Origin of the sequence: Pseudomonas sp. CK-NBRI-02 (assembly GCF_008124495.1) — a bacterium.
GTDB lineage: Bacteria > Pseudomonadota > Gammaproteobacteria > Pseudomonadales > Pseudomonadaceae > Aquipseudomonas > Aquipseudomonas guariconensis.
Genome location: NZ_VSJH01000002.1, coordinates 17,530 through 36,954, shown reverse-complemented (window position 1 = coordinate 36,954; position 19,425 = coordinate 17,530). Strand labels below are relative to the sequence as shown.

The 19,425-nt window shown below is 62.7% G+C and carries 18 protein-coding genes and 1 pseudogene; 10 read left to right on the top strand and 9 right to left on the bottom strand.

Annotated elements, in window-relative coordinates; translation table 11 throughout:
* Nucleotides 1-3 precede the first annotated feature (3 nt).
* Nucleotides 4-663: a GntR family transcriptional regulator gene (locus DQ397_RS01720; protein WP_043215533.1), complete on the bottom strand. Its 660-nt coding sequence runs from the start codon at nt 661-663 to the stop codon at nt 4-6.
* Nucleotides 664-931: 268 nt separating this feature from the next.
* Between DQ397_RS01720 and xdhA the strand changes: the two genes are divergently transcribed.
* From xdhA to guaD, 4 genes are all read left to right on the top strand, one after another.
* Complete coding sequence (xdhA, locus tag DQ397_RS01715; protein ID WP_043215531.1) at nt 932-2,386, top strand: xanthine dehydrogenase small subunit; 1,455 nt, start codon at nt 932-934, stop codon at nt 2,384-2,386.
* Nucleotides 2,379-4,778 (top strand): xanthine dehydrogenase molybdopterin binding subunit, encoded by a 2,400-nt coding sequence (gene xdhB, locus DQ397_RS01710; RefSeq protein ID WP_148921451.1) that lies wholly within the window; start codon nt 2,379-2,381, stop codon nt 4,776-4,778. The genes xdhA and xdhB overlap by 8 nt, the downstream gene beginning before the upstream one ends.
* A gap of 74 nt (nt 4,779-4,852) precedes the next feature.
* The gene (gene xdhC / locus DQ397_RS01705; RefSeq protein ID WP_043215800.1) at nt 4,853-5,698 is read left to right on the top strand and encodes a xanthine dehydrogenase accessory protein XdhC; all 846 of its coding nucleotides are present in this window, start codon (nt 4,853-4,855) and stop codon (nt 5,696-5,698) included.
* A gap of 10 nt (nt 5,699-5,708) precedes the next feature.
* Nucleotides 5,709-7,013 (top strand): guanine deaminase, encoded by a 1,305-nt coding sequence (gene guaD / locus DQ397_RS01700; protein ID WP_043215799.1) that lies wholly within the window; start codon nt 5,709-5,711, stop codon nt 7,011-7,013.
* Here the strand turns inward: guaD and aqpZ are convergent.
* Nucleotides 7,010-7,524: pseudogene (gene aqpZ / locus DQ397_RS01695) on the bottom strand (aquaporin Z); the annotation flags it as partial. The gene guaD and the pseudogene aqpZ overlap by 4 nt on opposite strands.
* A gap of 123 nt (nt 7,525-7,647) precedes the next feature.
* A complete protein-coding gene (locus tag DQ397_RS01690; RefSeq protein ID WP_043215798.1) occupies nt 7,648-8,403 on the bottom strand; it encodes a GntR family transcriptional regulator in 756 nt (251 codons plus the stop codon).
* A gap of 359 nt (nt 8,404-8,762) precedes the next feature.
* On the opposite strand from DQ397_RS01690, the gene DQ397_RS01685 reads away from it, so the two are divergent.
* Nucleotides 8,763-10,112 (top strand): NCS2 family permease, encoded by a 1,350-nt coding sequence (locus tag DQ397_RS01685; protein ID WP_043215797.1) that lies wholly within the window; start codon nt 8,763-8,765, stop codon nt 10,110-10,112.
* A 96-nt stretch (nt 10,113-10,208) separates the two neighbouring features.
* Here the strand turns inward: DQ397_RS01685 and DQ397_RS01680 are convergent, their stop codons facing one another.
* The 6 genes from DQ397_RS01680 to DQ397_RS01655 all read right to left on the bottom strand — a co-directional run bounded on the left by DQ397_RS01680 (nt 10,209) and on the right by DQ397_RS01655 (nt 16,647).
* The gene (locus tag DQ397_RS01680) at nt 10,209-11,627 is read right to left on the bottom strand and encodes an amino acid permease (RefSeq protein ID WP_167358113.1); all 1,419 of its coding nucleotides are present in this window, start codon (nt 11,625-11,627) and stop codon (nt 10,209-10,211) included.
* A 627-nt stretch (nt 11,628-12,254) separates the two neighbouring features.
* Entirely contained in the window at nt 12,255-13,322 is a 1,068-nt protein-coding gene (gene rluB / locus DQ397_RS01675; protein WP_043214311.1) for a 23S rRNA pseudouridine(2605) synthase RluB, read from the bottom strand.
* Nucleotides 13,323-13,534: 212 nt separating this feature from the next.
* Nucleotides 13,535-14,296 carry an SMC-Scp complex subunit ScpB gene (scpB, locus tag DQ397_RS01670; RefSeq protein ID WP_043214314.1) on the bottom strand — a complete coding sequence of 254 codons (762 nt, stop codon included), beginning with the start codon at nt 14,294-14,296 and terminating at the stop codon, nt 13,535-13,537.
* A 23-nt stretch (nt 14,297-14,319) separates the two neighbouring features.
* The gene (locus DQ397_RS01665) at nt 14,320-15,018 is read right to left on the bottom strand and encodes a ScpA family protein (protein ID WP_178113762.1); all 699 of its coding nucleotides are present in this window, start codon (nt 15,016-15,018) and stop codon (nt 14,320-14,322) included.
* A gap of 125 nt (nt 15,019-15,143) precedes the next feature.
* Nucleotides 15,144-15,773, bottom strand: a complete 630-nt coding sequence (locus DQ397_RS01660) for an L-threonylcarbamoyladenylate synthase (RefSeq protein ID WP_043214365.1) — start codon at nt 15,771-15,773, stop codon at nt 15,144-15,146.
* 13 nt (nt 15,774-15,786) lie between these two features.
* Complete coding sequence (locus DQ397_RS01655; RefSeq protein WP_043214317.1) at nt 15,787-16,647, bottom strand: PHP domain-containing protein; 861 nt, start codon at nt 16,645-16,647, stop codon at nt 15,787-15,789.
* Between the two features lie 67 nt (nt 16,648-16,714).
* On the opposite strand from DQ397_RS01655, the gene DQ397_RS01650 reads away from it, so the two are divergent.
* From DQ397_RS01650 to DQ397_RS01630, 5 genes are all read left to right on the top strand, one after another.
* The gene (locus tag DQ397_RS01650) at nt 16,715-17,311 is read left to right on the top strand and encodes a septation protein A (protein WP_043214319.1); all 597 of its coding nucleotides are present in this window, start codon (nt 16,715-16,717) and stop codon (nt 17,309-17,311) included.
* Nucleotide 17,312: 1 nt separating this feature from the next.
* Nucleotides 17,313-17,612: a YciI family protein gene (locus DQ397_RS01645; RefSeq protein WP_043214321.1), complete on the top strand. Its 300-nt coding sequence runs from the start codon at nt 17,313-17,315 to the stop codon at nt 17,610-17,612.
* Nucleotides 17,613-17,708: 96 nt separating this feature from the next.
* On the top strand, nt 17,709-18,095 hold the full coding sequence (locus DQ397_RS01640; protein ID WP_043214324.1) for a translation initiation factor 2: 387 nt from the start codon (nt 17,709-17,711) through the stop codon (nt 18,093-18,095).
* Nucleotides 18,096-18,102: 7 nt separating this feature from the next.
* A complete protein-coding gene (locus DQ397_RS01635; protein WP_043214326.1) occupies nt 18,103-18,780 on the top strand; it encodes a response regulator transcription factor in 678 nt (225 codons plus the stop codon).
* A gap of 170 nt (nt 18,781-18,950) precedes the next feature.
* Nucleotides 18,951-19,367, top strand: coding sequence for an LTXXQ domain protein (locus DQ397_RS01630; protein ID WP_043214328.1), 417 nt, complete (start codon nt 18,951-18,953; stop codon nt 19,365-19,367).
* Nucleotides 19,368-19,425 lie beyond the last annotated feature (58 nt).

Sequence of the window (19,425 nt, the reverse complement as noted above, 5' to 3'; positions counted from 1 at the left end):
CGATCAGACCTGCGCCAGGGCCGCCAACACCAGCTCGCAACTGCGCTGGCTGTAGGCGACCAAGACCTCGCGGATACGTGCCTGGTCGCGGGCGACCACGGCTTCGAGCAGGCGAGCGAACAGTTCGAGGTAGTCGACCATGTTGGCCTGGCGCTGGTCCAGGGCCAGGTAATAGGCGCGGCTCATGGCAGGCTGCAGGTTTTCGACGGTTTCCTGCAGATAGGGATTGTCGGCGAACGGATAGGCTGCGCGCATCACCGCGAAGCTCTCGGCGACGAAGGTTTCGATGTCCTGGTTGGCATGGGCCCGCTGCAAGCGCTGCTGGATCTCGAGGAACGGCTCCAGATCACGCTCATGGCGCCAGCTGCTGGCCACCGCGTTGCCCAGCAGAATGTAGAACTCGCCCATCAGAGTGCACAGGCTGTGCACGCCACGTTCGTCCAGTTCGGTGACGTGGGCGCCGCGGCGCGCCAGGATCGCCACCAAATGTCGGCGTTCGAGGATCAACAGCGCCTCGCGCACAGAGCCGCGGCTGACGTTGAGCGCCTGGGTGACCTTCAGTTCCTGGATCCGTTCGCCCGGCTTGAGTTCGCCGCGAATGATCCGTTCGGCCAGGTAATGGGCAATCTGCTCGGAGAGGCTGTCCGGCGCCTTGAACGTCATGGTTTTCCTTCAGAATCTTGAACGGGGCACAAGGAGGCGATTGTAGCCTACTTGCCCGGCCGTCGCGCAGGGGTTCGCTGCGCTTTAATTCGACCTGTGGACGTGCTGCGAAGCCGGCGCGTTCTATGCTTTGAATATGACGATCTTGTCCCGTCGGGACGTGGCGTACGCAATTTCTTGACCTTTGAGTCAGAAATTTATTGACCAAATGGTCAAGCGTGCTTAGAGTCCGACCGAACAACAATAAAACCATTGCGAGGCCTTCCCCGTGATCCAGTTTCTCGTCAACCAGGAGCTGCGTAGTGAGCACGCCCTGGACCCGAACATGACGGTGCTGCAATACCTGCGTGAGCACCTGGGCAAACCCGGCACCAAGGAAGGCTGCGCCAGTGGCGACTGCGGCGCTTGCACCGTGGTGGTCGGCGAGCTGACCCAGGACGACCAGGGCCGTGACACGCTGCGCTACCGCAGTCTCAACTCATGCCTGACGTTCGTCTCGTCACTGCACGGCAAGCAGCTGATCAGCGTCGAAGGCCTGAAACACCAGGGTGAACTGCACAGCGTGCAGCGAGCCATGGCCGATTGCCATGGTTCCCAGTGCGGCTTCTGCACTCCAGGCTTCGTCATGTCCCTGTTCGCCCTGCAAAAGAACAGCGACGGCCACGATCTGCACCAAGCCCAGGAGGCCCTGGCAGGCAACCTGTGCCGCTGCACCGGCTACCGCCCGATCCTTGCCGCGGCCGAGCAGAGCTGCGCCCAGCCTTGCCGCGACCAGTTCGACGAGCAACAAGCCCAGACCATCGCCCGCCTCAAGGCGATCGCCCCGACCGAAACCGGTGAGCTCAACAGCGGCGACAAGCGCTGCCTGGTGCCACTGACCGTGGCCGACCTTGCCGACCTGTACAGCTCGCACCCTGAGGCGCGTCTGCTGGCCGGCGGCACCGACCTGGCCCTGGAAGTCACCCAGTTCCACAAGTCGCTGCCGGTGATGATCTATGTCGGTCACGTGGCCGAACTCAAGCGCATCGAAAAAACCGAGACCCACCTGGAAATCGGCGCCGCCACCCCGCTGACCGACTGCTACGGCGCACTCAACGAGGAGTACCCCGATTTCGGCGCCCTGCTGCACCGCTTCGCCTCGCTGCAGATCCGCAACCAGGGCACGCTGGGCGGCAACATCGGCAACGCGTCGCCGATCGGTGATTCGCCACCCCTGCTGATCGCCCTCGACGCCCAGGTGGTTCTGCGCCAGGGCGAGACCCAGCGCACCCTGGCGCTGGAAGACTACTTCATCGACTACCGCATCACTGCGCGCCAGGACAGCGAGTTCATCGAGAAGATCATCGTCCCGCGTGCCAGCGCAGACTGGACGTTCCGCGCCTACAAGGTTTCCAAGCGCCTGGACGACGACATCTCGGCGGTGTGCGCGGCGTTCAACCTGCGTATCGAGGACGGTGTGGTGCGCGAGGCGCGGATCGCCTTCGGCGGCATGGCGGCCATTCCCAAGCGCGCCCGCGCCTGCGAGGCCGCACTGGAGGGCAAGGCCTGGGACCAGGCCAGCATCGAGCAGGCCTGCCTGGCCCTGGACGAAGACTTCACCCCGCTCTCGGACTTCCGCGCCAGCAAGCAATACCGCCTACTGACCGCACAGAACCTGCTGCGCAAGTACTTCATCGAACTGCAATCGCCGTACATCGAAACCCGGGTGACCGCTTATGTCTAACCATCACGTAGCCAAAAGCCAGGCCGAGATGGCCGAACTGTTCAGCCAGGACCTGACCACCGGGGTCGGCCGCAGCATCAAGCATGACAGCGCCGACAAGCACGTCAGCGGCGAGGCGGTGTACATCGATGACCGCCTGGAATTCCCCAATCAGCTGCACGTCTATGCGCGTACAGCCGACCGCGCCCATGCGCGCATCCTGCGCATCGACACCACGCCGTGCTACGCCTTCGAAGGCGTACGCATCGCAATCACCCATGAAGACATCCCGGGCCTGAAGGACATCGGCCCAGTGGTCGCCGGCGACCCGCTGCTGGCCATCGACAAGGTCGAGTTCTTCGGTCAGCCAGTGCTTGCTGTCGCCGCCCGAGACCTGGACACCGCACGCCGCGCCGCCATGGCGGCGATCGTCGAGTACGAAGACCTCGAACCGGTGCTGGACGTGGTCGAGGCCCTGCGCAAAAAGCATTTCGTGCTGGACAGTCACACCCACCAGCGCGGCGACTCGGACAGCGCCCTGGCCACCGCCCCCCACCGCCTGCAAGGCACCCTGCACATCGGCGGCCAGGAGCACTTCTACCTGGAAACCCAGATTTCCTCGGTGATGCCCACCGAGGACGGCGGCATGATCGTCTTCTGCTCCACCCAGAACCCCACCGAAGTGCAGAAACTGGTGGCCGAGGTGCTGGACGTGCCGATGAACAAGATCGTCGTCGACATGCGCCGCATGGGCGGCGGCTTTGGCGGCAAGGAGACCCAGGCCGCCAGCCCGGCCTGCCTGTGCGCGGTGATCGCGCGCCTGACCGGTCAGCCGACCAAGATGCGCCTGCCGCGCGTCGAAGACATGATGATGACCGGCAAGCGTCACCCGTTCTACGTGGAGTACGACGTCGGCTTCGACGACACCGGCCGCCTGCACGGCATCAACCTGGATCTTGCCGGCAACTGCGGTTACTCGCCTGACCTGTCCGGCTCGATCGTCGACCGCGCCATGTTCCACTCCGACAACGCCTACTACCTGGGCGATGCCACCGTGCATGGTCACCGCTGCAAGACCAACACCGCATCCAATACCGCCTATCGCGGCTTCGGCGGGCCACAGGGCATGGTCGCCATCGAACAGGTGATGGACCATATCGCCCGCCACCTTGCGCTCGACCCGCTGGCCGTGCGCAAGGCCAACTACTACGGTAAGACCGAACGCAACGTCACCCACTACTACCAGACCGTCGAGCACAACATGCTCGAGGAGATGACCGCCGAACTCGAGGCCAGTGCCGACTACGCCGAGCGCCGCGAGTCGATTCGTCGCTTCAACGAGCACAGCCCGGTGCTCAAAAAAGGCCTGGCACTGACCCCGGTGAAGTTCGGAATTTCCTTCACCGCGACCTTCCTCAACCAAGCCGGCGCGCTGATCCACATCTACACCGACGGCAGCATCCACCTGAACCACGGCGGCACCGAGATGGGCCAGGGCCTGAACACCAAGGTCGCACAGGTGGTGGCGCAGGTGTTCCAGGTCGATTTCGAACGCATCCAGATCACCGCCACCAACACCGATAAGGTACCCAACACGTCGCCGACCGCCGCCTCCAGTGGCGCGGACCTCAACGGCAAGGCCGCGCAGAACGCCGCTGAAATCCTCAAGAAGCGCCTGACCGAGTTCGCCGCGCGGCATTACAAGGTCACCGAAGAGGATGTGGAGTTCCGCAACGGCCACGTGCGGGTGCGCGACCAGATCGTCAGTTTCGAGCAGTTGGTGCAACAGGCCTACTTCGCCCAAGTATCGCTGTCGAGCACCGGTTTTTATCGCACGCCGAAGATCTACTACGACCGCGACCAGGCCCGCGGCCGCCCGTTCTACTACTTCGCGTTCGGCGCTGCCTGTGTCGAGGTGGTCGTCGATACCCTGACCGGCGAATACAAGATGCTGCGGGCCGACATCCTGCACGACGTTGGCGCCTCGCTGAACCCAGCCATCGACATCGGTCAGGTCGAAGGTGGCTTCATCCAGGGCATGGGCTGGCTGACCACCGAAGAGCTGGTGTGGAACGCCAAGGGCAAGTTGATGACCAATGGCCCAGCGAGCTACAAGATCCCGGCGGTGGCGGACATGCCGCTGGACCTGCGCGTGAAGCTGGTGGAAAACCGCAAGAACCCGGAGGACACGGTGTTCCATTCCAAGGCCGTGGGCGAGCCGCCGTTCATGCTCGGCATCGCCGCCTGGTGCGCCATCAAGGATGCCGTGGCGAGCATCGCCGACTACCGCGTGCAACCGCAGATCGATGCACCGGCGACGCCTGAGCGGGTGCTGTGGGGCTGCGAGCAGATGCGCAAGGCGGCAGCCGCCGAGCAGCCTGCCGAGCAGGAACTGGAAACCGTGACTCACTGACAACGCGAATCCCTATGGGAGCCGGTTCATCCGCTTCCACAGGGGGCCGTGGCGCAACTTAGAGAGGCTGCATCATGCACCAATGGATCAACGCCCTCGCCGACCACCAGGCCCGCGGTGAAGCTTGCGTTCTGGTGACCATCATCGAGGAGCGTGGCTCGACGCCACGCAACGCCGGCTCGAAGATGGTGGTCAGTGCCGCGGGTCTGTTCGACACCATCGGCGGCGGACATCTGGAATACAAGGCGCTGCACATCGCCCGGCAGATGCTCGCGGAGCAGCGCACCACCCCGCATCTGGAGCGCTTCAGCCTGGGCGCGAGCCTCGGCCAATGCTGCGGCGGCGTCACGGTGCTGCTGTTCGAACCGATGGCCGCAGTGCAGGCGCAGATCGCAGTGTTCGGCGCGGGCCATGTCGGCCGTGCTCTGGTACCCTTGCTCGCCGCGCTGCCCTGCCAGGTACGCTGGATCGATTCGCGCGAGCATGAGTTTCCCGAGGTCATCCCCAATGGCGTGACCAAGGTCGTCAGCGAGGAACCGGTCGACGAAGTCGCCGAGCTGCCAGCGGGCAGCTATTGCATCGTCATGACCCATAATCACCAGCTCGACCTGGAACTGACCGCCGCCATCCTCAAGCGCAATGATTTCACCTGGTTCGGCCTGATCGGCTCGAAGACCAAACGGGTCAAGTTCGAGCACCGCCTGCGCGAACGCGGCTACGACGACGCCGTCGTGGCGCGGATGCGTTGCCCTATGGGCCTGGCTGAGGTCAAAGGCAAGCTGCCGATCGAGATCGCCGTGTCCATCGCCGCGGAAATCATCGCCACCTACAACGCCTGCTTCGGCCAGCATGACGCTGCCGCCAATTCAGGCCCAATCGCCCAACTGCTGCCGCCCTCCCGGCGCAGCCAAGCCAATTGACGAGACCGTTATGAGCGCAACCCGCAAAGCCTACCGAGCCGCCATTTTGCACAGCATCGCCGACCCGGCCGAGGTGGGCCTCGACGCCTCCCATGAATATTACGAAGACGGCCTGCTGGTGGTCGAAGATGGCCGCATCAGTGCACTGGGTCACGCCAGCGACTTGCTGCCCAGGCTCGGCACCGACGTCGAAGTGATCCATCACCAGCACGCTCTGATCACTCCAGGCTTCATCGATACCCATATTCATTTCCCACAGACCGGCATGATCGGCTCCTACGGCGAGCAGCTGCTGGACTGGCTGAACACCTACACCTTCCCTTGCGAAAAGCAGTTCGCCGACAAGGCCCATGCCGACCAGGTGGCCAAGATCTTCCTCAAGGAACTGCTGCGCAACGGCACCACCAGCGCGCTGGTGTTCGGCAGTGTCCATCCCGAGTCGGTCGATGCCTTGTTCGAAGAAGCCCAGCGCCTTGACCTGCGCCTGATCGCCGGCAAGGTGATGATGGATCGCAACGCCCCGGACTACCTGACCGACACCGCCGAGTCCAGCTATGCGCAAAGCAAGGCGCTGATCGAGCGTTGGCACGGCAAGGGTCGTCTGCACTACGCGGTGACCCCGCGTTTCGCACCCACCAGCACCCCCGAACAATTGGCTCTGGCCGGTCAGTTGCTCAAGGAGTACCCGGGTCTGTACATGCACACCCACCTGTCGGAGAACGTCAAGGAAATCGACTGGGTCAAGGCACTGTTCCCTGAGCGCAAGGGCTACCTGGACGTCTACGACCACTACGAACTGCTGGGCGAGCGCTCGGTGTTCGCCCACGGCGTGCACCTGTGCGATGCAGAGTGCCAGCGCCTGGCCGACACCGGTTCGGCTGTGGCCTTCTGCCCCACCTCCAACCTGTTCCTGGGCAGCGGACTGTTCAACCTGCCCCAGGCCGAGCGCTTCAAGGTCAACGTGGGCCTGGGCACCGACGTGGGTGCCGGCACCAGCTTCTCGCTGCTCAACACCTTGAACGAGGCCTACAAGGTCATGCAACTGCAGGGCGCGCGCCTGCACCCGTACAAGTCCCTGTACCTGGCGACCCTCGGCGGTGCCCGCGCCCTGCGCCTGGACGACCGCATCGGCAGCCTGCGCCCAGGCAACGATGCCGACTTCGTGGTGCTCGACTACAAGGCCACCCCGCTTCTGGACTACCGCATCCAACAGTCCAACAGCATCGAAGAAACCCTGTTCGTGCTCACCACCTTGGGCGACGACCGCACCGTGCGTGAAACCTACGCTGCCGGTCGCTGCGTGCACCAGCGCTAAGGCTCCCGCCCCAGCGCCCGGTACAGCGCGCCGCCGATCGCCGCCCCGATCAGCGGCGCGACCCAGAACAACCACAACTGCTGCAACGCCCAGCCCCCGACGAACAGGGCTGGGCCGGTGCTGCGCGCGGGGTTGACTGAGGTGTTGGTCACCGGGATGGAAATCAGGTGAATCAGCGTCAGCGCCAGGCCTATGGCATGGGCGCCAGGCCCGCTGGCGCGCGCGTGTCGGTGGCCCCCCTGATGATCACCAGGAACATCGCCGTCATCACCACCTCACTGACAAAGCCCGCCGCGAGCGAGTATCCCTCCGGTGAATGATCGGCGTAACCGTTGGAGGCCAACCCCGACGACAATTCAAAACCCGCCTTGCCACTGGCAATGAAGTAGATCACCGCTGCCGCCAGGATGGCCCCGATTACTTGGGCAATCACGTAAGGCACGAACTCCTTGGCCGGGAACCGCCCGCCCACCACGAGCCCGAGCGATACCGCAGGGTTGAGGTGGCAGCCGCATCAGCCCTGGCTTCCCGCCCCATTAGCGATCATTGCGGGGCTGAAATGAAAAACGCCACCGCTCCGGGTAGGGAACGATGGCGTTGGTAGCAGCGGTCTGCCCGTAGACCGGGCAAACGATCAACCTTTGACCGATACCTTCGGCTTCTTCAGCAAATGCGAGAACACAGCATGCAGGTCGTCGGAGGCGCCCTCTTCGTCCAGGTTCAGCTTGGTGTCGATGTGATCCATGTGATGCATCATCAGATTCACCGCCAGCTCTGCGTCACGAGCCTCGATGGCGTCGATCAGCTGCATGTGCTCGTCATAGGAGCAATGCGAACGGTTGCCGCTTTCGTACTGTGCGATGATCAGCGAGGTTTGCGAAACCAGGCTGCGCTGGAAACTGATCAAGGGGGCATTGCCGGCCGCTTCGGCCAGCTTGAGGTGGAACTCGCCGGAAAGGCGGATACCCGCGCCCCGGTCGCCGCGAGAGAAGCTGTCGCGCTCCTCGCGCACCATCTGGCGCAGTTCATTCAGTTGCTCGATCGTGGCGTGCTGCACGGCAAGCTCGGTGATCGCGCGCTCGACCATGCGCCGAGAGAAGAACACCTGGCGCGCCTCTTCCACCGTGGGGCTCGCCACCACTGCACCGCGATTGGGCCGCAGTAGCACCACGCTTTCGTGAGCCAGGCGCGACAAGGCACGACGGATGATGGTGCGGCTGACGCCGAAGATCTCGCCCAGCGCTTCCTCGCTCAACTTGGTGCCCGGTGCCAGACGCTGCTCGAGGATCGCCTCGAAAATATGCGCATAGACGATGTCGTCCTGGGTACCGCTGCGGCCGGCCTTGCCATTGCGCGCAGGTTTCTTCAGAGGTTGCAGCTGTTCGTTCATGGGTTCTCGAGCACGAGGATCCGCCAGTCGGGACCTTGACTGTAATACCTGTCAGAGGGTGGCTGGCAAGTCCTGGATAGAAAATAAAGGGACCAAGGTATCGGTCTATTGTACACAGGCCATTCGATTTCTGCAGGTGGCCTTTTCCCATATAGCCACTACGCGACAGATCGCGCACACAAAAAATAAAACATTATTTGCATTATTTGTACACAACAGCATAATCCAGCGAGCAACTTTCTGACTCGAAAGTCAACAAATCGATCAGACGTCTGCCAATCCCCTCGCGGAACCGCCCAAGTGCATTGGCGCAGGACCAAGGTTCCGAAACAACAAGAAAGACTTGAGGAGTACTCGCTGTGGAAAGCCGCAAATCCGAAGCCCCTACGCTGGATCTCGCTCCACCGCTCGAAACGAGTTGGCTGGAACGGATTTTCAAACTCAAGCGACACGGCAGCACCGTCAGGACCGAGCTGATCGCCGGGGTGACCACCTTCATCACCATGGCCTACATCATTTTCGTCAACCCCAACATCATGGCCGATGCCGGTATCGACCATGGTGCGGCCTTCGTTGCCACCTGTATCGCCGCGGCCTTGGGCTGCCTGTTGATGGGCCTCTATGCCAACTGGCCGGTGGGCCTGGCCCCCGGCATGGGGCTCAACGCCTTCTTCACCTACACCGTGGTCGGCACCATGGGCTACACCTGGGAGGCGGCATTGGGTGCAGTGTTCGTGTCCGGTGTGCTGTTCATGGCCCTGACTCTCTCGCGCGTGCGCGAATGGTTGCTCAATAGCATTCCGGTCAGCCTGCGCCACGCCATGGGCGCGGGGGTCGGCCTGTTCCTGGGGCTGATCGGCCTTAAAACCGCCGGTATCGTCGTCGACAGCCCTGCCACGCTGATCAAGCTGGGTTCTCTGCACGAGCCTGGCCCACTGCTGGCGGCGGTATGTTTCCTGATGATCGCGGTACTGAGCTACCACCGCGTGTTCGGCGCGATCCTCATCAGCATCATCACCGTCACCCTGGCAGGCTGGGGCCTGGGACTGGTCCAGTATGGCGGGGTGTTCTCCCTGCCACCGAGCCTGGCTCCGACCTGGATGGCCATGGATGTAGCGGGCGTATTCAATGTCAGCATGATCAGCGTGGTGCTGGCGTTCCTGTTCGTGCATATGTTCGATACCGCCGGCACCTTGATGGGTGTGGCCCAACGCGCCAACCTGGTCGGTGAAGATGGCCGCATCGAGAACCTGTCCCGTGCACTGAAGGCCGACAGCGCCTCCAGCGTGTTCGGTGCTGCCGTCGGCGTACCACCTGTGACCAGCTATGTGGAAAGCGCCGCAGGCGTCGCCGCCGGGGGGCGTACCGGCCTGACGGCCGTGGTGGTTGGCCTGCTGTTCGTCGCCGCCATGTTCTTCGCACCGCTGGCCGGCATGATCCCCGCCTACGCCACCGCAGGGGCGCTGATCTATGTGGCCATGCTGATGATGGGCAGCATGGCGCACATCCACTGGGACGAGGCGACCGACAGCATTCCTGCGATCGTCACCGTGATCATGATGCCGCTCACGTTCTCGGTCGCCGACGGCATCGCCCTGGGCTTCATCAGCTACGTGGCGCTCAAGGCCGGGACCGGCAAGTTCAAGGATATTTCTGCCAGCCTGTGGGTACTCTGCGCGATCTTCATCGCCAAGTTCGTGTTCCTCTGAGAGCCTGGCTGCCGAGGGCGCCTCGAGCCCTCCCTCGCACAAACAAAAAACCCGATGGCAGTTCCCTGCCATCGGGTTTTTTAGTGGGTAACCGATTTACTTGGCGACGGACCCGGCGGCGCCGGAGGCCTGCCCACTCCGCTTGCTCTTGAGCATGTAGAAGGCATACATCACCACCAGCCAGACCGGAATCGCATACACCGAGACCTGGATACCAGGGATCTGCAGCATGATGCCCAGGATCAGCACCACGAAGGCCAGGCACAGGTAGTTGCCATACGGGTACCAGAGGGCCTTGAACAGCGCCTTCTGCCCGGTGCGGTCCAGGTGCTGACGGAATTTGAGGTGCGAGTAGCTGATCATCGCCCAGTTGATCACCAGCGCAGCCACCACCAACGACATCAACAGCTCCAGCGCATGTTGCGGCATGAAGTAGTTCAGCAGCACCGCCACCAGCGTCACGCCGGCCGAGGCCAGGATCGAACGGACCGGTACGCCGCGCTTGTCGATCTTGGCCAGGCTTGCCGGGGCGTCGCCTTGCTCGGCCATGCCGTAGAGCATGCGAGCGTTGCAGTAGGTCCCGCTGTTATAGACCGACAGCGCCGCAGTCAGGACCACGAAGTTCAGCAGGTGCGCCGCCACGTCGCTACCGAGCAGCGAGAACACCTGGACGAACGGGCTGCTGCCATAGCTGCCGCCGGAGGCATCGATGCTCGCGACCAGGCTATTCCATGGGGTCAGCGACAGCAGGATCACCAGCGCGCCGATATAGAAGATCAGGATGCGGTAGATGACCTGGTTGATCGCCTTAGGAATCACGGTCTTTGGCTTGTCGGCCTCGGCAGCGGTGAAGCCCAGCATTTCCAGGCCACCAAAGGAGAACATGATGATCGCCAGAGCCATCACCAGGCCACTCACGCCATTGGGGAAGAAACCGCCATGGGCCCAAAGGTTGGTCACCGAAGCTTCAGGACCACCGCTGCCGCTGGTGAGCAGATAGGCACCCAGGCCGATCATGCCGACGATGGCGAGTACCTTGATGATGGCGAACCAGAACTCGGCCTCGCCGAACACTTTCACGTTCATCAGGTTGATCGCGTTGATCAGGATGAAGAAGCCCGCCGCAGTGACCCAGGTAGGGATCTCCGGCCACCAGTAGTGAATGTACTTACCGACCGCGGACAGCTCCGACATGCCGACCAGAATGTACAGCACCCAGCAGTTCCAACCGGACAGGAAGCCCGCGAAACCGCCCCAGTACTTGTGGGCAAAGTGGCTGAAGGAGCCGGCAACCGGCTCTTCGACGATCATTTCGCCCAGTTGGCGCATGATCATGAAGGCGATGAAGCCGCAGATGGCGTAGCCGAGAATCATCGACGGACCGGCGGACTTCATCACGCCGGCAGAGCCCAGGAACAATCCGGTACCAATTGCGCCACCCAGGGCAATCAGCTGGATATGGCGGTTCTTCAGGCCACGCTTGAGCTCGCCTGAAGGCATGTTTTGTCCACTCATGAACGAAGTCACCTGCTTGTTTTTATCTGTGACGGAATCGGACCCACCGCGCTCGTGGCGCAGCGGAATGGGCAAGGTGGTTACCTTGGGTTTCTTGGACGGGGGTGATGACACCGAGGGACAGGCCCCGGGCGACTCAACCAGGCGTCAGCAAGAGTGCGCGGTACGCATTGGGGTCACAGGTAAAACGCGGCGCATTGTATACCCCTGCGTACGCGCAGGCGTCAACGCGTTGCGTCATTTCCTGATGAAAAAACGCAGCGATCCTGGCGGGAAGGCCTGAAAAGGCAAGATGATCGGCGTACATGGCGCCTCCATTTGTTGTTTTCGATGCCCAGCTCTACGGCCAGGCCCTGCACACGGCATGGGCGCTATATCAGCGTGCGGCGACGGGTTGAACAAGGGGGCGAGTGGCAAAGAAACAGCTCTGGAACGCGGCACTTGGCAGAATTTGTTTACATGCACAGGTGTACCGGCAAAAAAACGGTCGAAATTCGTAAAGATTTTGTTACAAGCCGGTCGATAGGGTTTCCAGACCCCATAAAAAATCGCGTCGGATCAAGATGTTAGATTTCTAGAGGCGCAAAAAAGGGGCCACGAGGGCCCCTTTGCTATGACGCTGAGCAATCAGCCGCGTGGCTTGCCGCGGCCACGGCCTGCTGGCTTGTCGGCCTCCGGCTTGGCCGGACGCTTACGCATCTCGCTGGGGCGTTCAGCAACCGTGCTGCTGCGACCGCCCTTGCGTGGCGCCTCTTCACGGGTCGGACGTTCACGCGCAGGACGCTCGGCTTGGCCATCTTGGGCGGGACGCAGGGTACGCACACGTTCGCCACGACCGAGCGGCCGGGTGGACTTGCGCTGCATGCGCTCGAGCTTGTCCTTGGCCTTGAGGTTCAACGCTGGCAACGCCACCGGCTGCAGGCCGACTTCCGCTGCCAGGATGTCGATCTCGCCCTGGGTCATTTCGCGCCAACGCCCCATCGGCAGGTCGGAATTGAGGAACACCGGACCGAAGCGCACGCGCTTGAGGCGGCTGACCACCACGCCTTGGGATTCCCACAGGCGACGTACCTCACGGTTGCGACCTTCCATCACCACGCAGTGGTACCAGTGGTTGAAGCCTTCGCCGCCCGGAGCTTTCTGGATGTCGGTGAACTTCGCCGGACCATCTTCGAGCATCACACCCGCCTTGAGGCGATCGACCATGTCGTCGTCGACCTCACCGCGCACACGCACCGCATACTCACGGTCCATCTCGTAGGAGGGGTGCATCAGGCGGTTGGCCAGTTCACCGTCGGTGGTGAACAGCAGCAGGCCAGTGGTGTTGATGTCCAGACGGCCGATATTGATCCAACGCCCTTCTTTCGGACGCGGCAGGCGATCGAACACAGTCGGACGACCTTCCGGATCGTCACGGGTGCAGATCTCGCCGTCAGGCTTGTTGTACATGATCACGCGGCGGGTGGCCTCGGCGGCCTCCACACGCTTGATCAGCTTGCCATCGACGGCAATGGCATCGTGCAGATCGACACGCTGGCCAAGGGTAGCCTCGACGCCATTGACCTTGATACGGCCCTGGCTGATCCAGGCCTCGACGTCACGACGCGAACCGACGCCGATACGCGCCAGCACCTTCTGCAGCTTTTCGCCGGACGGAGGGGTGGATTGGGTTTCTTGCAGGTCTTGGTCACTCATCTGGGCACCTCCCGGTGTAGTAGTGAAAGCGTTTTTTGGCGAAAGATGCGCCAAAGGGGCGCGCATCATACGCGGTTCGGCGGACGAACGCACTGGAGACTAACGGTTTATCGCGATTGGGCTGTGAGTTTCCGCCCGAAGGTGCTGCAGCGTCACCCGCAGCCCCGCTGCACCTATGAGCGCGGGTTCATCCGCGAACGGGCCAGAGCGATCTATGACTCAGGCTCATCCTCGACGTTGGCAGCCTCATCCCGCAGATCATCGAAATCGGTCTTGAGCCCATCTTCCATCGCATCGAGCTCCACCAGCAGCGTCCGGAAGCTGGTCTCCTCCCGAGGCGGCGCCTCGCCCTCCTCGTCCTCACCCAGGCTCGCATCGGCCAGCGCCTGCAGGTGCGCAGGCACGGGTGCGTCATCCGGATCCAACAACGGCTCGGTGTCCATTTCGCGCAGTTCGGCCAGAGCCGGCAGCTCATCGAGGCTCTTGAGGTTGAAATGATCGAGCAATGCCTTGGTGGTGGCGAACATCGCCGGTCGGCCGGGCACCTCACGATAACCGACGATACGGATCCATTCACGCTCCATCAGGGTCTTGATGATGTTGCTGTTGACCGCCACACCGCGCACATCCTCGATTTCGCCGCGGGTGATCGGTTGGCGATAGGCTATCAGCGCCAAAGTCTCCAGCAGCGCCCGGGAGTAGCGCTGCGGACGCTCTTCCCACAGCCGGCCGACCCAGGGCGCAAAGTCCTCGCGGATTTGCAGGCGATAGCCGGTCGCCACTTCCTTGAGCTCGAAGGCGCGGCCATTGCAGGACTTGGCCAGGATTTCCAAAGCCTTCTTGAAGACAGCAGGCGCGGGGCGCTCGGCCTCTTCGAGCAACTCGTACAGGCGCTCGAGCGATTGCGGCTTGCCAGAGGCAAGGAGGAAGGCTTCGATCAGCGAGGCCAGGTCACGGGGTTCGTTCAGGTTCATCGGTAGGAAAGGCTTGCTCGTGGTCACTCGGCCCGGGCACGGACATGGATCGGGGCAAAGGGGTCATTCTGCACCAGTTCGATGAGCGATTCCTTCACCAGTTCGAGAATTGCCATGAAGGTGACGACCACCCCCAACTTGCCTTCCTCGGCGGTAAAGAGCTCGATGAACGGCACGAAGCCGCCACCCTTGAGTCGTTCGAGCACTTCACTCATGCGCTCACGGGTCGACAAGGTCTCGCGGGTGATCTGATGGCTTTCGAACAGGTCGTTGCGCCGCATCACCTGGGCCATGGACAGCAGGATTTCCTCCAGAGAAACATCGGGCAACAGCTTGCGAACCCTGGCCTGAGGCGCCTCCAGGCGCGGCACGACAATCTCCCGGCCTACCCGCGGCAGCTCATCGAGGCCTTCGGCGGCGGCTTTGAAGCGCTCGTATTCCTGCAGCCTGCGGATCAGCTCGGCACGTGGATCGCCCTCTTCCTCCTCGACCTCGCTGGAGCGCGGCAGCAGCATGCGCGATTTGATCTCGGCAAGCATGGCAGCCATCACCAAGTACTCTGCGGCCAACTCCAGGCGCACGCTCTTCATCAGCTCGACGTAGGACATGTACTGGCGGGTGATCTCCGCCACGGGGATGTCGAGGATGTCGATGTTCTGCTTGCGGATCAGATACAGCAACAAGTCCAGCGGGCCCTCGAAGGCTTCAAGGAACACTTCCAGGGCGTCAGGAGGGATGTACAGGTCCAGCGGCAGTTCGGTGAGTGCCTCGCCATAGACCAGCGCCAGTTGCAGCTGTTGCGGCGCCTCGCTGTCAGCGACCGGGGCCGGGGCCTCTTGCACCGTGCTCACGCGGGCGCCAGGAACGGCGCAGGGTCGCCACAGCCAACACGGATGACTTCCGGCTCGTCACCTTCCAGGCTGATCACGGTGGAAGCTTTGAGGTCACCGAAGCCGCCATCGATGATCAGGTCCACATGATGCTCAAGGCGCGCACGGATCTCGTAGGGGTCGGTCATCGGCTCTTCATCACCGGGCAGGATGAGGCTCACGCTCATCAAGGGTTCGCCCAATTCCTCGAGCAGTGCCCGGGCAATGGGGTTGGAAGGAACCCGCAGGCCGATGGTCCGACGCTTTTCATGCAACAACAGCCTGGGCACTTCCCGCGTGGCATTGAGGATGAAGGTATAGGGACCGGGAATGTGCGCTTTGAGCAGACGGAAGGTCGCTGTGTCGATCTTGGCGAACAACCCCATTTGCGAAAGGTCGCAACACAGCAGTGTGAAGTTGTGGTTCTTGTCCAGCTGGCGCAGTCGTCGGACCCGCTCCACGGCGGTCTTGTCGCCGATCTGGCAGCCCATCGCGTAGGCCGAGTCGGTCGGATAGACCACGACACCGCCCTTGCGGATGATCTCGACGGCCTGTTTGATCAGGCGCGCCTGCGGGTTTTCCGCATGAATCTGGAAAAATTGGCTCACGTAGTCGTCCTGTTCATACCGCCAAAGGCTGTTCATGGCTGAATCGGCGCCACAAAGGTGGCAGATCCTCGGGCAATGGCCGGTAGGCACCGATCTCGCCCCAGGTGCCGGGGCCGTGGAAGTCACTGCCAGCACTTGCCAGCAGGCCGAACTCACGGGTGAGGATGGACATCGTGCCCACCTGCTCGGCCGGCATCATCCCGTTGACCACCTCCAACGCCTGCCCGCCTGCCTGAATATAGTCTGCAATCAGCCGTCTGCGCTTACTGCGAGTCAACTCGTAATGCATCGGATGGGCCAGACTCACCCAAGCGTTGGACCGACGCAGCGTGGCGACGGTTTCCTCCAGGGTCGGCCAATGCAGCTTGACGTCGCCCAGCTTGCCGGCGCCCAGCCACTTGCGAAACGCCTCGCCGCGGTCTTTGACGTGGCCGGCCCGCACCAGGAACTCGGCAAAGTGCGGACGCGCCGGGGCATTGCCGCTGTCGCCCAGCTCCTGCTGCACCGCCCTGGCGCCTTCGAGCGTGCCGGGCATGCCCTTGGCCGCGAGCCGTCGGTCGATTTCCTCGGAGCGCAGCCAACGGCCACGGTGCAAGGCCTCGATAGCCTCGAGTAGCGGCGGTGCATCGAGCGGGAAGTCATAGCCCAGCACATGGATCGTGGCGCCCCCCCAGGTACAGGACAGTTCCACTCCACTGACCCAGCGCATGCCGTTGGCGTGACAGGCCTGACGCGCCTCGGCCAGGCCTTCTATGGTGTCGTGGTCGGTCAGTGCCAACGTCTGCACCCCGTGCTCGTGGGCCCGGGCGACCAGGGCCGAAGGCGACAAGGCGCCGTCGGAGGCCGTGCTGTGACAGTGCAGATCAACATTCATGGAGGAGCGCTTTCGCTGGAATCGATGTTTGTTATTATGCCGTCACATCCCGCTTCTGGCTGCCACTGTGAAACAATTCATCGATTTCATCCCGCTGTTGTTGTTCTTCATCGTCTACAAACTCGACCCGCGCGCGGTCGAAATCGCTGGTCACAGCGTCGAGTTCGGCGGCATCTACAGCGCCACGGCGGTGCTGATTCTCAGCTCCCTGGTGGTCTACGGCGCGCTGTTCCTGCGCCACGGCAAGCTCGAGAAGGGGCAGCTGCTGACCCTGGTCGCCTGCCTGGTGTTCGGCGGCCTTACCCTGGCCTTCCACAGCGAAACCTTCCTCAAGTGGAAAGCACCGGTGGTGAACTGGCTGTTCGCCCTGGCCTTCGCCGGCAGCCACTTCGTCGGTGACCGGGTCCTGATCAAGCGCATCATGGGCCACGCCCTGAGCCTGCCCGAGGCAATCTGGACGCGCCTGAACCTGGCCTGGATCGGCTTCTTCCTGGTGTGCGGTGCGGCCAACCTGTTCGTCGCATTCACCTTCCAGGACTTCTGGGTCGACTTCAAGGTGTTCGGCAGCCTGGGCATGACCGTGATCTTCCTGGTGGCCCAGGGCGTGTACCTGTCGCGCCACCTGCATGACAGCGACCCCTCCACTTCCAAACCTAAGGATTGACATGCTCTACGCCATCATCGCAAGCGACGTCGAAGGTTCCCTGGAAAAACGCCTGGCTGCCCGCCCGGCGCACATCGAGCGCCTGCAGCAGCTCAAGGCCGAGGGACGTGTGATCCTGGCCGGCCCGCACCCGGCGATCGACAGCAACGACCCAGGCGCCGCAGGCTTCACCGGCAGCCTCATCGTCGCCGAATTCGACTCCCTGACCGCCGCCCAAGCCTGGGCCGATGCCGACCCGTACATCGCCGCCGGCGTGTACGACAAGGTCGTGGTCAAGCCATTCAAGCAAGTCCTGCCTTGATCGGACCGGGCCTCATGACAGGCTCATGAGGCCCGCGCTCATCTATTACGACCTGCGGCCGACAACCTTCTGAACCGATAGGAATCAGGAGTTCCAATGCGCCGAGGTCCGATGTCACTGCTGCTTTGCCTGCTGTCGCTGTCCCCTTTCGCCATTGCCGAAGAACCACTGTCGTTGACTGCCGCTGCGCAGATCACGGAGCTGCAGCAACGTCTGCAGGACAGTGAACAGCAACGCGCCGCGCTCAACCAGCAATTGCAAGACACCCAAAACGGGCAAGACAATGCCCAGCTCGCACGCCTGCGCCAGGAAAACCAGCGCCTTAAGCTTTCGCTCAAGGAGCTGCAAGCCAGCGCCCCGGTACCGCTGCTCAGCGACCAGCAGTTATGGTTCGTGATCGGCTCGGCCGTTGCACTGTTTTCGGCTGTCTGCGGTATCTTAGCCAGTGGCGGACACAGAAGACGCCGTCAATGGTTGAATTGAGTGAGTCATGAGCGAGCTGTTACTGATTGATGATGACCAGGAACTCTGCGAGCTGCTCGGCAGTTGGCTGAGCCAGGAAGGGTTCGACGTACGTGCCTGCCACGATGGCCAGAGCGCGCGCCAGGCCTTGGCTGCCCATGCGCCGGCGGCCGTGGTGCTGGACGTGATGCTGCCTGATGGCAGTGGCCTGGAGCTGCTCAAGCAACTGCGCACCGAGCATGCGGAGTTGCCAGTGCTGATGCTGTCGGCCCGCGGCGAACCCCTGGACCGCATCCTGGGCCTGGAGCTGGGCGCCGACGACTACCTGGCCAAGCCCTGCGACCCACGCGAGCTCACCGCCCGCCTGCGCGCGGTGCTGCGTCGCAGCCACCCGGCAGCCACCAGCACCCAGCTCGAAGTCGGCGACCTGACCTTCAGCCCTGCGCGGGGCGTGGTCAGTGTCGATGCTCGCGAAATGACCCTCACGCTTTCCGAAAGCCGCATTCTCGAGGCATTGCTGCGCCAGCCTGGCGACCCACTGGACAAACAGGAACTGGCGCAGATCGCCCTGGGCCGCAAGCTGACCCTCTATGACCGCAGCCTGGACATGCACGTCAGCAACCTACGCAAGAAAGTCGGCCCGCACCCTGATGGCCGACCTCGCATCGTTGCCCTGCGTAGCCGCGGTTACTACTACAGCCTGTAGCGGCAAGCGATGAGCTGCAAGAAGGCAGCCTCCCCACGGATCTGTCTTGTAGTTTGCAGCTTGCAGCCCAAGCCTTTACCAAGTCTTTACGCTCACCTGACCGCCCTTGACCTTGCTTTCCCTAGACTGGGCTCATCCGGTAACCACCGGCCCATGAAAGGAGAAACACCATGCGCAAGACCCTTATCGCTCTGATGTTCGCCGCCACCCTGCCGACCGTGGCCATGGCCATGCCCGAAGGCGGTCCGCACCACGGTGGCTGGCATCATCGCGGTGACGCGCCTTTCGCCCAACTGGACCTGAGCCGCGACCAGCGCCAGCAGATCGGCAAGCTGATGGGCGAGCAAATGAAGCACCGCCGCGACATCACCGAACGTTACATCGCCAAGTTGCCGGCTGCCGACCAGAAGGCCATGAAAGACGAGATCAAGGCCAGCCACGACAAGACCCAGGCCGATATCCGCGCCTTGCTCAAGCCCGACCAGCAGAAGAAGTTCGACGAGCTGCAAAAGGAACGCGCCGCCCGCAAGGCCGAGTGGCAGGAGTTCCAGGCCTGGAAAGCTGAAAAAGGCACCAAGGCCCAGTAAGCTGTCAGCCCTGCGCCCGACCCGCCTCCCGGCGGGCCGGGTTTTTCTTGCTTTCAGG